The sequence below is a fragment of the Flavobacterium sp. genome (assembly GCF_017985075.1).
Lineage (GTDB): Bacteria > Bacteroidota > Bacteroidia > Flavobacteriales > Flavobacteriaceae > Flavobacterium.
Genome location: NZ_JAGNYF010000005.1, coordinates 56504 through 69513 on the forward strand (window position 1 = coordinate 56504; position 13010 = coordinate 69513).

13 protein-coding genes and 1 pseudogene are annotated in these 13010 nt (G+C 32.4%); 8 read left to right on the forward strand and 6 right to left on the reverse strand.

Annotated features, from left to right (window positions below):
• The first annotated feature begins 33 nt into the window (after nt 1-33).
• The 3 genes from KA468_RS02360 to KA468_RS02370 all read left to right on the forward strand — a co-directional run bounded on the left by KA468_RS02360 (nt 34) and on the right by KA468_RS02370 (nt 2327).
• Entirely contained in the window at nt 34-1062 is a 1029-nt protein-coding gene (locus tag KA468_RS02360) for a proline iminopeptidase-family hydrolase (protein ID WP_291241344.1), read from the forward strand.
• 93 nt (nt 1063-1155) lie between these two features.
• Nucleotides 1156-1692 carry a hypothetical protein gene (locus KA468_RS02365; protein ID WP_291241345.1) on the forward strand — a complete coding sequence of 179 codons (537 nt, stop codon included), beginning with the start codon at nt 1156-1158 and terminating at the stop codon, nt 1690-1692.
• Between the two features lie 167 nt (nt 1693-1859).
• Nucleotides 1860-2327, forward strand: a complete 468-nt coding sequence (locus KA468_RS02370) for a hypothetical protein (protein ID WP_291241346.1) — start codon at nt 1860-1862, stop codon at nt 2325-2327.
• A gap of 180 nt (nt 2328-2507) precedes the next feature.
• Here the strand turns inward: KA468_RS02370 and KA468_RS02375 are convergent, their stop codons facing one another.
• The 3 genes from KA468_RS02375 to KA468_RS02385 are packed head-to-tail and all read right to left on the reverse strand — an operon-like array spanning nt 2508 to nt 4254.
• Nucleotides 2508-2987: a hypothetical protein gene (locus tag KA468_RS02375; protein ID WP_291241347.1), complete on the reverse strand. Its 480-nt coding sequence runs from the start codon at nt 2985-2987 to the stop codon at nt 2508-2510.
• Nucleotides 2988-2989: 2 nt separating this feature from the next.
• The gene (locus KA468_RS02380; protein ID WP_291241348.1) at nt 2990-3478 is read right to left on the reverse strand and encodes a hypothetical protein; all 489 of its coding nucleotides are present in this window, start codon (nt 3476-3478) and stop codon (nt 2990-2992) included.
• Between the two features lie 8 nt (nt 3479-3486).
• Nucleotides 3487-4254 (reverse strand): MBL fold metallo-hydrolase, encoded by a 768-nt coding sequence (locus KA468_RS02385; protein ID WP_291241349.1) that lies wholly within the window; start codon nt 4252-4254, stop codon nt 3487-3489.
• Between the two features lie 174 nt (nt 4255-4428).
• On the opposite strand from KA468_RS02385, the gene KA468_RS02390 reads away from it, so the two are divergent.
• On the forward strand, nt 4429-5889 hold the full coding sequence (locus KA468_RS02390) for a TonB-dependent receptor (RefSeq protein ID WP_291241350.1): 1461 nt from the start codon (nt 4429-4431) through the stop codon (nt 5887-5889).
• Between the two features lie 73 nt (nt 5890-5962).
• On the opposite strand, the gene lpdA is transcribed toward KA468_RS02390, so the two are convergent.
• Nucleotides 5963-7366 (reverse strand): dihydrolipoyl dehydrogenase, encoded by a 1404-nt coding sequence (gene lpdA / locus KA468_RS02395; RefSeq protein ID WP_291241351.1) that lies wholly within the window; start codon nt 7364-7366, stop codon nt 5963-5965.
• Between the two features lie 99 nt (nt 7367-7465).
• On the reverse strand, nt 7466-7921 hold the full coding sequence (locus tag KA468_RS02400; RefSeq protein WP_291241352.1) for an Lrp/AsnC family transcriptional regulator: 456 nt from the start codon (nt 7919-7921) through the stop codon (nt 7466-7468).
• A gap of 305 nt (nt 7922-8226) precedes the next feature.
• Between KA468_RS02400 and KA468_RS02405 the strand changes: the two genes are divergently transcribed.
• The 4 genes from KA468_RS02405 to KA468_RS02420 all read left to right on the forward strand — a co-directional run bounded on the left by KA468_RS02405 (nt 8227) and on the right by KA468_RS02420 (nt 12410).
• The gene (locus tag KA468_RS02405; protein WP_291241353.1) at nt 8227-9429 is read left to right on the forward strand and encodes an aminotransferase class I/II-fold pyridoxal phosphate-dependent enzyme; all 1203 of its coding nucleotides are present in this window, start codon (nt 8227-8229) and stop codon (nt 9427-9429) included.
• A gap of 209 nt (nt 9430-9638) precedes the next feature.
• Nucleotides 9639-11807, forward strand: coding sequence for a DPP IV N-terminal domain-containing protein (locus tag KA468_RS02410; RefSeq protein WP_291241354.1), 2169 nt, complete (start codon nt 9639-9641; stop codon nt 11805-11807).
• 88 nt (nt 11808-11895) lie between these two features.
• Entirely contained in the window at nt 11896-12105 is a 210-nt protein-coding gene (locus KA468_RS02415) for a hypothetical protein (RefSeq protein ID WP_291241355.1), read from the forward strand.
• Complete coding sequence (locus KA468_RS02420; protein WP_291241356.1) at nt 12093-12410, forward strand: type II toxin-antitoxin system RelE/ParE family toxin; 318 nt, start codon at nt 12093-12095, stop codon at nt 12408-12410. The genes KA468_RS02415 and KA468_RS02420 overlap by 13 nt, the downstream gene beginning before the upstream one ends.
• Nucleotides 12411-12459: 49 nt before the next feature.
• On the opposite strand, the pseudogene KA468_RS02425 reads toward KA468_RS02420, so the two are convergent.
• Nucleotides 12460-13010: pseudogene (locus KA468_RS02425) on the reverse strand (magnesium chelatase); the annotation flags it as partial.

A 13010-nucleotide genomic window follows, 5' to 3' on the forward strand; every position in this document is an offset into this window, starting at 1 on the left:
ATATATGACCTCTAAAAAATAAATTTTACATATATGAAAAAAATATTCTTCATATCGTTAGTCTTCGCTTTTTTTTCTTGTAAAAAGAGCGAAGATTTTTCGTTACAAAGCTACCACACCTTTGAATCAAAAGCAGACCAATACACGGGTGGTATTAAAATGATTCCGATAAAAACACCTAAAGGCACTTTTAAGGTTTGGACAAAACGATTTGGGAACAACCCAAAAATAAAAGTATTGCTTTTACACGGCGGACCTGGTTTAACGCACGAATTATACGAATCTTTCGAAGGCTATTTTCCAAAAGAAGGCATTGAATTTATTTATTACGACCAATTGGGTTCGTATTATTCCGACCAGCCGAAAGACAAATCGCTTTGGACGAATGAACGCTTTGTAGAAGAAGTGGAACAAGTACGCATAGCACTTGGTTTAAACAAAGATAATTTTTACATTTTAGGACAATCTTGGGGTGGCATTTTAGCGATGGATTATGCCTTGAAATATCAGAAAAATTTAAAAGGATTGATTATTTCTAATATGGTTTCAAGTATTCCGTTGTATAATAAATATACTAAGGAAGTATTGGGTCCGCAATTGAACAAAGACGTGTATAACGAAATTATGCAGTTGGAAAAAAATAATGATTTTGCCAATCCACGTTATACGGAATTGCTTTTTGAACATTATTATACCCAACATATATTAAGAAAACCACAAAAAGAATGGCCTGAATCCATTACCAGAAGTTTTAAACACATTAATTCTGAGGTATATATTTCTATGCAAGGCTATAGCGAATTTGGTATTACAGGTGACGCCTACATAAAAAACTGGGATGTTTCCAAACGATTAAAAGAGTTGACCGTTCCTACCTTAACCATAGGCGCAAAATACGACACTATGGATCCTGAACATATGAAATGGATGGCGACACAAGTACAAAACGGACGCTTTTTATTTTGTAAAAACGGCAGTCACTTATCACAATACGACGACCAAGAAACGTATTTTACAGGTGTAATTCAGTTTTTAAAGGATGTGGATGAGAAGAAATTTTAACTTTAACAGAAAATAATAAGTTCTAAAGTTCGCAAACTCGTCTAGCGCATGAACCTTAATAGTTATTTTCAATCGAAATCAAAAAAAAACACAATGAATCAAAAGTTAATTATATTTTTCGCAACTTTAACCTTAATTTCTTGTAACTATAAAGAAAATACAAAAAAGAAATTAGAATTGAAAAAGTATGATGAAAATGGAAAACTAATAGTTTACAATGTTGAAGAATATTCTAAAATGTGGCTAAAAAACAAAAAGTTAAATGTTACTGTAATTGATACATTTTGTACAAATCAAAAGAAAAGAGCGCAACAAGACATAAAAAACGGAAAATTATTTTACTTCCGACCAAATTATTTGGAATTCCATAAAATGTCAGCTTTACTTAAAAAATATGATATTGAGACAAAAGAATTTAATTTTAGTTGTATAAGAATGGGAGGTTTTCAACCATATTGTTATCAAGATGAAATGCACAAAGAAATTCAAAGAAAATTTGGGAATAACTTTATTGACTCATTAACAGAAAAAGCGAAAAAAGAATACGTGATAGAAAATCCTAATGTTGAGTACATGCAAGACGGAAAAGATTTACGTGAAAAATACTTAAATAAAAAAAACAGCTATTAACAGCCGTCTGACGAGATTGCAAATTTTGTAGTAAATACACGTTTATATTTCACAAGCAATTTTATCATTGATAGAAAATAATCAGTTCCGAAGTTCGCAACCTCGCCAAGCACCGGAACGTTAGCAGTAATGTTGCGACCAATTAAACAAATAAAAAAATAGTTAAAATGAAATTTTTAATAATCTTATTGCTTAGCTTTACTTTAATAAGTTCTAATCAAGGTAAAGACCTAAATGAAAATTTTAGAAATGCTGTCATTGAATATCAAAAAGCATATCCAATTCCAACTACAAAACACACTAAAAAAAGAACTTATTTTTATTCTGTTGTGTTTTACAAAAAAGAGAATGATACATTATTTTATGTTTTGAGATCATCATCTGGAACTGAAAGAGAATTTAATTTTTTGGGTATATATTCTGATAAAATATTAAAGCCAACAATTATTGGTGACGAAGAAAACTTAAGTAGCGAAATGGTGTTCAATAAAATTAGAAATAAAGAACTTGAAAAGTTATATTTCTTTGATAAAAATGGTCCTGAAGAGTTTCCACCATTGTTTCGCTATACAATTAAAGACAAAAAAATAAAATTGATTAAAATTGATACTCTTTCCGAAAAGTGGGAAAAATAAAAAATACTGCTAACAAGCTTGGTAAGATTAAGAATTTTGTAGTAAATACAAGCTAATCAAAACCTTTTGACTTTAAATAAATGTAGATACTGAAACAAGTTCAGTATGACAAAACGAATAAAATAATTATTCTGTAGAAGGCACCTTTTACCCTAAACCCTAAACCTTATACCCAAAAAACTAATGCTCCTCGTCTTTCCCTAAAATTTTAGTATCTACAGGAATGGCAGGTTGAAACATAAGTGTTTGTTTGTAGTACAAATAAAAACCTTTGTTGGTTCGGAATTCGAAATCTTTAAATTTGAAGTTTTGGTCTTCATTTTCTCTAGTAAATACAATCGATTCTTTTGAATCTGGTAAGAAAACTTCCGCAATTAAGCTGTCTTCATCCACAAAAAAGAAGGCGTTTTTTCTTTTGGCAAGCGAATCTCTTTCTATAGAAGTTAAACGATAGCCCTCTTCAAAAACACGTACGCATTTTTTAGTCATATTCGACCATTTGTACCCTGCTTTTAAATCGCACCCGTTTTCGTTTTTGTCATCATTTACCTGATTTTTCACAATAGAATCCATTTCCGTGGTATCTTTTGGCGGATTCTTTAAAATATAATCGCAAGAAAATAACGATGTCAGCAGTAATATATATACAAGTTTTTTCATTTTTAATTTAGCGTTTCTTGATAAATTAATGTTTCTACGGTTTCAAATTCGGTAGGTTTATCAGCATTATGAAAGTATTTTATCAACACTTCGCCCCAAACTTTGCCATCAGAAAAGTTAGCAATAATCCATCTATGGTTTAAAATTTTTATGTTATTAATCAAAAATGGATTGTCGCCAATTTGATCGTAAGAAACATATTTATTTCCTTTTTTATCCGCATTAAAAGCAGTTAAATCTTCTTTCACTTTCGTTTGTAATGCTTTTACATCGTATTCAAAATAATACTCTTGCGCATTTTCATTAGTGTCTAAGGAAAATGTATCATTGTCGCGTAATTTCGCAATGGTATCTTGTGCTTTTTTTAATTCCTTTTTACTAATTGTAGACACTTCTTCGCTTCTTTTCAAGATATTTGAAGAATTTACAAATTGAAAAATATTAATTAATACTGAAAATACGATTCCGTAAAGTAATAAACTCCTTTTCATTTTACTATTTATTTAATTTCTATTTCTAAATTATCGTAGGCTAAAAAAACGTTTTCTGGCAATTGTTTTTGTACTTCTTCGTGCAATCCTAAAATATGACTAATATGTGTTAAATAGGCTTTTTTAGGTTGCACCAAATTTATAAAATTTATAGCTTCTTCCATATTAAAATGCGTAGTATGTGGTTCAAAACGTAACGCATTGATAACTAACACCTCTACATTTTTAAGTTTTTCTAATTCTGAATCTGCAATGGTTTTTACATCTGTTAAATATACCACATCTTTGATTCGGTATCCAAAAACCTGTAAATTTCCGTGCATCGCATTAATTGGAATTACGGTCTGATTTTTAATCGTAATATTCTGATTATTTACAACTTCAATTGGCAAAACAGAAGGCGCGCCTGGATATTTGTTTTCTTTTTCAAAAATATAATCAAATCGTTTGGCTAAATTTTGCAACACCCGCGAATGTCCGTAAACCGGAATGTCACCTTGATTAAAATAAAACGGACGAATATCATCCAAACCAGCTGTATGGTCTGCGTGTTCGTGTGTGAAAAGCAACCCATCAATACGCGAACAGCCACTGGTAAGCATTTGCTGACGAAAATCGGGACCGCAATCAATAACTACTGAAAAATCTTCATCGTGTATCCAAACAGAAACGCGCAATCGCTTGTCTTTTGCATCATCACTTAAACACACAAAATGCGTACTTCCAATTACTGGAATGCCTTGAGATGTACCCGTTCCTAAGAAGTATAATTTCATATGTATGTGATTGACACGCTAAAAAAGTTACCCGCTACTTTTAGTAGAAAAGTGCTACTTTATTGTAATGGTTGTAATTTCTTTTTTACAAAAATAACAAAATACTCTTGTTAAAACCTATAATTTATTAACTTTGCAATGTATTTTAATTTGGCCAAAAACACATTTGAATAAATGACGACTGAAATCACATTAAGAGGAGACAAAGCTATTGAACAAATCCCTTCTACAAAGGACAAAGCACTCCGTATTAATTTAAACGAAAATATTTACGGAACCTTTGCCGAAATTGGTGCCGGACAAGAAACGGTGAGGCATTTTTTCAGAGCTGGAGCTTCTTCTGGTACGATTGCGAAAGCGATGTCTGCCTACGATAAAGATTTTAGTGATGCCATTTACGGAATTGAAGAAGATGGCAGATATGTTACGGAAAGCAGATTAAGAAAAATGCTTACGCACGAAACGAAACTTATTGAAGATCGTTTAAAAAGAGACAAGCATCCAAATAAAATGTTTTTTAGTTATGCGAATACCGTAGCGACTATTGATTTTGCAAAACAATTTAAAGGACACGGCTGGGTAGGAATTAAATTCCAAGTAGAACCTGACCAAGCGTATAATGAAATTTTAATTCACATTCGTTTTAAAGAAAATGATGCCCGTTTGCAACAAGAAACCTTAGGTATCTTAGGCGTAAACTTAATTTATGGCGCGTTTTACAAACACAATGATGCTAAAAAATTATTGCGTTATTTATACGACCATTTAGAAAAAGACCAACTTGAGATTGATACGATAAATTTCTCAGGACCAAGTTTTGCAGATGTAGACAACAGATTAATGAGTTTGCAATTGGTAAAATACGGCTTTACAGATGCCGTAATGTTTAATCCGGAAGGAAAGAACATTTTACCTGCAGCGGTTTTATATAAAAAGAATATTTTAGCGTTACGTGGTAGTTTCCGACCTGTAACTAAAGTAAATATGGATATGTATAAGCAATCTTACGAGATGTTTATACAAGAAAATAAAGTAAGTAAAGAAAATACGTTTGTGGTTTTCGAAATCACGCTTTCCAACTTAAAAGCAGAAGGTGAAATTGACGAAAGAGATTTCTTAGACAGAGCAGAACTTTTATGTGCTTTAGGTCAAACCGTAATGATTTCTAACTTTCAAGAATATTATAAAGTTTTAGAATATTTCTCCTCTTTTACAAAATCACGTACTGCTTTAGCGATGGGTGTTAGTAATTTGGTAGAAATTTTTGATGAGAAATACTACCGTCATATGTCGGGTGGAATTTTAGAAGCCTTTGGAAAATTATTTTACAGAGATTTAAAAGTATATTTATATCCGATGAAAGACCCAGAAACGGGTGAAATAATTACATCAGAAAACTTAAAAGTGCATCCGAGAATGAAAGAATTATACAAGTTCTTTAAATACAACGGAAAAGTTACGGATATTGAAACTTACGATGCCAAAACATTAGATATTTTCTCCAGAAAAATATTAAAAATGATTGCTAAAGGCGAATCTGGCTGGGAAGATATGCTACCAGATGGTACCGCAGAAATCATTAAAAAAGATAAATTATTTGGCTATCAAAAAGAAAAAGAATTAGCTAAATTATAAAGTAAAAAAAATCCCAAACTCGTAAGAATTTGGGATTTTTTGTATTTGAAATTTAAATTTTTGGAATATAAATTTATACGTGTAACGCTCTATTTGCTGTTGCTGCTAAAGCGGCTTCTTTAATGGCTTCTGCAAACGTTGGGTGTGCGTGTGACATTCTTGAGATATCTTCTGCAGATGCTCTAAATTCCATTGCGGTAACGGCTTCTGCAATTAAATCGGCACAACGAGCACCAATCATATGAACCCCTAACACCTCATCTGTTTTGGCATCGGCTAAGATTTTTACAAATCCGTCTGTATCACCACCAGCTCTGGCTCTTCCTAATGCTTTAAATGGAAAACTTCCTGCTTTAAAATCAATGCCTTCTGCTTTTAATTGCTCTTCTGTTTTACCTACAGCCGCAACTTCTGGCCATGTATATACAACGCCAGGAATTAAATTATAATCGATATGTGGTTTTTGTCCTGCTAAAATTTCAGCAACCATAACACCTTCTTCTTCCGCTTTGTGCGCTAACATCGCACCACGTACTACATCGCCAATTGCATAAATATTAGATGCCGATGTTTGTAAATGATTGTTCACTTCAATTTGCCCTCTATCTGTAACTTTTACTCCTGCTTTTTCTGCATTTAAACCATCCGTGTAAGGACGACGACCAACTGATACTAAAGAATAATCACCTTCTAAAGTAATGATTTCTCCTTTTGCATTTTCAGCTTTTACGGTAACTACATCCCCTGCTCTATCTACAGATTGTACTTTATGTGAGGTATAAAATTTCATACCTTGTTTTTTCAAGACTTTTGTTAATTCTTTAGATAAAGAAGCGTCCATTCCTGGAATAATTCTATCCATAAATTCTACTACAGAAACTTGCGCACCTAATCGTAAATATACTTGTCCTAATTCGATACCGATAACACCTCCACCAATAATTACTAAATGTTTAGGCACTTCTTTTAATTTTAAAGCTTCCGTTGAAGTAATGATTCTGTCTTTATCTAATTTGATGAAAGGTAAGTTTGAAGGTTTAGAACCTGTAGCAACAATGATATTTTTAGATTCGATGATTTCTGAAGTTCCGTCTGCTTTAGTTACCTTAACAGAAGTAGCGCTTTCAAAAGAACCTAATCCTTCAAAAACTGTAACTTTATTTTTATCCATTAAATATTTTACACCACCAGAAGTTTGGTCTACAACCGCTTGTTTTCTGGCAATCATTTTTTCTAAATTGACTTTTACCTCACCCGAAACTTCAATTCCGTGGTCTGCGAAATGTTGCAATTCTTCATAATGATGCGATGATGCCAATAATGCTTTTGATGGAATACATCCCACATTCAGACACGTTCCGCCAAGCGTTGCGTATTTTTCAATAATTGCTGTTTTAAATCCTAATTGGGCGCAACGAATAGCTGCTACATATCCTCCAGGTCCAGAACCAATAATGGTTACATCAAATTGACTCATAAATATATTTTATAAAATGTTATAGTATGTTTTCAAAGTACAAAAGTAAAGTTTTTATATAAATATGTATAGCTATTTAGCGAAAAAACTTTACTATTTTTAATTCAACACAAATGAAGTAGAATTTTTCACTTCTCCAATCATAAAAGTACTGTGCGTACTACCAATATGTTGTAAAGTGGTTAACTTAGTAACCATAAATTCTCGATATTCTTCCATATCTTTTACGCAAATTTTTAAAATATAATCATAATCGCCACTTACGTGAAAACATTCTAAAACTTCAGTTAGCGTTACTACTTCTTTTTCAAATTCAGAGATTAAATCTCTTGAATGTTTAATTAATTTAACGTGACAAAACACTACAAAACCTTTATTGATTTTTGTTTTATCTAAAATAGTAACATACTTACGAATAATCCCTTCTCGCTCTAACTTTTTTATCCGTTCATACACAGCAGTTACGGATAAATTTAATTTACTTGATAGTTCTTTTGTTGTTTTTTTAGAATCGATTTGCATCAATTCTAATAGTTTTTTATCAATTGCATCCATTGGTGTCGTAATTTATTTATTAAAAATACATAAAAAAACTCTGCTTCACGAAGTTTCTAACTTTGTGGTGGCGATAAAAGTTCTCCGAACTTTACTAATCGGTCCGAGACCGAAAAACACTTCCTCGAAGTTAGAAACTTTGAGGAGCGTGTCGTAATTTATTTGGTAAAAATACATAAAAAACCTAAATTAATGATAAATAATCTATAATTAACAAATATTTTAGATAAATAAACTAAATATTTAAGGTATTATTGAAATATTAATTTATTATTTTCAATTTTGATAGATAAAAACAAACAACTATGAGCACATTTAATCCAGCCGACAACATACAAGATTTACAGTATTTTGGCGAATTTGGAGGAGTAAATCCTTCTATATCCGATTCATCTACCTACACATTTCTTTCTGCTAAAACTATGTTTGATACCTTTGAAGGTAACGCAGAAGGTTGTTATTTATATTCCCGACATTCCTCGCCAAGTAATCTATATTTAGATAAAGCGTTAGCAGCAATGGAAGGTACTGAAACTGCCAATGTTTCTGCTTCAGGAATGGGCGCTATAACACCAACAATTTTACAACTTTGCGGACAAGGTGACCACGTGGTTTCAAGTAGAACTATATACGGCGGAACGTACGCCTTTTTGAAAAATTTCGCACCGAGATTTGGTGTAAAAACTACTTTTGTTGACATTACTAAATTAGACCTTGTGGAAGCTGCCATAACTCCATCAACTAAAGTTTTATATTGTGAAACGGTGAGTAATCCCTTATTAGAAGTAGCCGATATTGCTTCTTTAGCTAAGATTGCGAAAAAGTACAATCTTAAATTGGTAGTTGACAATACGTTTTCGCCTTTATCGGTATCGCCAGTAAAATTAGGTGCGGATATTGTGATACACTCTTTAACAAAATACATCAACGGAAGTTCAGATACGGTGGGCGGTGTAACATGTGCCAGTCAAGCATTTATTAACGATTTAAAAAACGTAAATTCTGGTGCCAGTATGCTTTTAGGTCCTACAATGGACAGTTTGCGTTCAGCATCGGTAATGAAAAATTTAAGAACACTTCATATCCGAATGAAGCAGCACAGTCATAATGCGATGTATTTGGCGAATAAATTTGAAGCAGACGGCATCAAAACCGTTTATCCAGGATTGGCAAGCCATCCAAGTCATACCATATACAAAAATATGATTAACCCAGAATATGGCTTTGGAGGTATGATGACGATTGACGTTGGAAGTTTAGAAAAAGCCAATGCCTTGATGGAATTAATGCAAGAACGAAATTTAGGGTATTTGGCTGTGAGTTTAGGATTTTACAAAACACTTTTTAGTGCTCCAGGAACATCCACTTCTTCTGAAATTCCTTTAGAGGAACAAGCAGAAATGGGTTTAACTGATGGATTAATTCGTTTTTCTATAGGATTAGACAACGATATTGAAAGAACCTATCAAAGTATGCATGCTTGTATGAAAGAATTAGATATTTTGTAAAAAATATTTTTATTTAAAATGAGACTGTCTAAAAAGTCCTGTTTTGTCATTCCGAATTTATTTCGGAATCTAAATATATTTGAAAATCAAATATCTATAGAAGCTGAAACGAGTTCAGCTTGACAAGATTAGCACTTTTTGAACACTCTCATTTTTTTTTGTAACAAATGCTTATCTTAGCCAACTAATTCACAAAATAAATTATTACAATGAAAAACTATATTTTAAGTTTTCTTTTAGTTGGATGTGTGACTTTTGCACAAAAACTAACTATTGAAGAAACCGTAACAGGAGCCAGAAAATATGCTCCCACTTCATTAACTGCCGTTCAATGGAGAAAAGATTCAAAATCTGTTGCCTATTTAAGTTCAGATTTTACTAATTTGATGGAAAAAAGTGCTACTTCTGGATGGACTGTAACTACTTTGGCTACTAAATCGGAATTTGAAGCGGCTTTGAAAGAAGCACTACCAACAGAAGAATTTGTTTTACGCACCTTTCCTTTTACTATTGAATGGAAAAGCAACAATACATTTCAAACAGAAATTGCTTCAAAAACAAATCAATATCAAGTAACGTATGATGTAATTACTAAAAAAATTACTTCAAAAATTGGCTATGCTTTAGAAGGAAGCCAAGCGCGTTTTGCTTCCAATTCTAATGTAGCTTGGTTAAAAGACAATAACATCAGAATAACATCAAACAATACAACCATTGAAGTTACAAACGATGAAAATCCAGCTATCGTAAATGGTTCAGATTATGTACACCGTCAAGAATTTGGAATTGACAGAGGAATGTGGTGGAATGCTTCAGGAACGCAATTGGCGTATTACCGAAAAGATGAAACTATGGTTGGTAATTATCCAATTATCAACTGGAACGAACGAGAAGCAGTTAACAAAGACCTAAAATACCCAATGGCAGGTATGACCAGTGAGCAGGTTACCTTAGTACTATACGATGTGGCTTCAGGGAAAAAAGTAACACTACAAACCGGTGAACCAAAAGACCAATATTTAACGATGGTGTCTTGGGAACCTACAGGAAAATATATTTTTGTGGGTGTATTAAATCGAGACCAAAATCATTTGAAATTTAACAAATACGATGCTTCAACAGGTGCTTTTGTAAAAACTTTATTTGAGGAAAAAGCTACTACTTGGGTTGAACCACAACACGCGTTGACTTTCGTACCAAACAATCCGACTCAATTTGTTTATCAAACGGATTTTAATGGATATAATCAAATGTATTTGTACACTACTGATGGAAAATTACTTAAAAACTTAGGTTTTAAAGACGTTGTGGTAACCAATTTATTAGGTTTTGATACTACCAACACAAAAATTAATTACATCGGAACGGCAAATAATGGTTTAGACAGACAACTTTATCAGGTTGATATAAAATCAGGAAAAACAATTCAGTTAACTACAATTTCTGGAACACACAATGCTTCTGTTTCTTCAGACGGCCTGCTGGTTTTAGATCAATATAGTAATGCTACTACGCCAAATGAAATTTCGATTTTAAACATCAAAACAAAAATGGCGGCTACCACTTTAGTGAAAGCCGATAATCCGTTTACAGGAAAAATCGATATGCCAAGAATTGAAATGGTTACTCTAACAGCTGCAGATGGTACAACTCCTCTAAACGGAAGATTAATTTATCCTTCTAATTTTGATGCTGCCAAAAAATATCCTGTAATGGTTTATGTGTATGGTGGTTCGCATGCGCAATTGGTAACTAACAAATGGTTAGGTGGGGCTGGTTATTTTGATATGTATATGGCACAACAAGGGTATGTAGTGTTTACGTTAGACAACCGTGGAAGTGATGCTCGTGGAAAAAAATTCTGTGATGTAACACACCGAAATTTAGGCGTAAACGAAATGGCAGACCAAATGAAAGGTGTGGATTTCTTAAAATCAAAATCATTTGTAGATACTAATAAAATTGGCGTTTTCGGATGGAGCTTTGGAGGTTTTATGACGACTTCCCTACTAACTTCTCAACCAGATACATTTAAAGTAGGTGTGGCTGGCGGACCTGTGATTGATTGGAAATACTATGAAATTATGTATGGAGAACGCTATATGGATACCCCACAAGACAATCCGGAAGGTTATGCAAAAGCATCTTTATTAGATAAAGTTAAAAATTTAAAAGGTCGCTTATTAGTGATTCATGGTGCGCAAGATCCAGTTGTTGTGCAACAGCACAGTATGAATTTCATTGAAGCGTCTATTAAAGCAGGAAAACAAGTAGATTATTTCTTATACCCAAATCATGAACATAATGTGAGTGGTAGAGATAGAATTCATATGTATGCTAAAATAGCGGATTACTTTGATGTGCATTTGAAGAGATAAGGTGTCGATTAATCTATAAAACAAAAATCCGTCCTGAAGTTATTGGGACGGATTTTTTTTTGTAATTTTGTTATATAAATATTTTAATATGAGTACAATTGAATTAAAACAAGAACTTCATGACATCATCAATAATGGTGATGATAAGTTTGTACAATTATTTTACGATATGGCAACATCTTATTTTGTTCAAATTAAAAAAGACAAAATGATCGCTGAATCTGAAAAAGATATTGAATCTGGAAATATTTATGCACAAGAAGAAGTCAAAAAAATGATTGCTAATTGGAAAGAATAATTAAACCTGTTTTTTGGACCAACAGAGCGATTAAAGATTTAGAGAAAGTTACTCGATTTAATATAAAATTGTTCGGTTTTAATAAGTCAATTAAAATTGCAACTGAAATTCAAGAAGCAACTGAAATCTTAGCATTTTATAAATTCAATAAAATTGGTTCTGTTGATGAAGATTTTACACACCTAAAATTTGAATATCGAAAGTTAATTCATCATCATTGCAAAATAACTTACCGAGAAGGAAAAGATAAAATTTATATTAATAGAATTTTTGACACAAGACAAAATCCTATTAAAAACAAATAAATCCGTCCCGAAGTAATCAGGACGGATTTTTGTATTTATGTTATGACGTTTAAGACAATTTACTAATAAACTTCGAATACGGATCTTTAAACTGAAAGCCATCTTCGGTTCTTTCCTTTGATAGTTTTTTATATTCAACTAAAGCCCAAAGTATAAATTCTTTAAGGAAATACTTGTCTGATATTGCAATTTCTGGTTGGTATTTTTGAATTAATTTTTCTAATGGTTGCACCTCATCTAAGATGTTTTTGTACACTTCATCTGAGCAATCATCTGTTAATTCAAATCCTGATTCATTGAAAAACCATTCGGTAATTTCGGTATAAGGCGTAGTTACATCTTGTTTTTCCAGTTTTTCAATTTTAGGAAAATAACCTGGGAAAAAAGTATGAATCGCATTGGCAATTAAATATTGCGCCACTACTCCAGCGCCTTCTTGTTCACCTTCGTAAACCAATTCTACTTTTCCAGTAATGGCTGGGATAATCCCTAAAAAGTCAGACAAACGAACGGTTGTTTTTTCTTCACCATTTAGTAAGGCTCTGCGTTCGGCGGTACTAATTAAATTCTCGTAGGCGGTAATACTCATTCGCGCTGAAA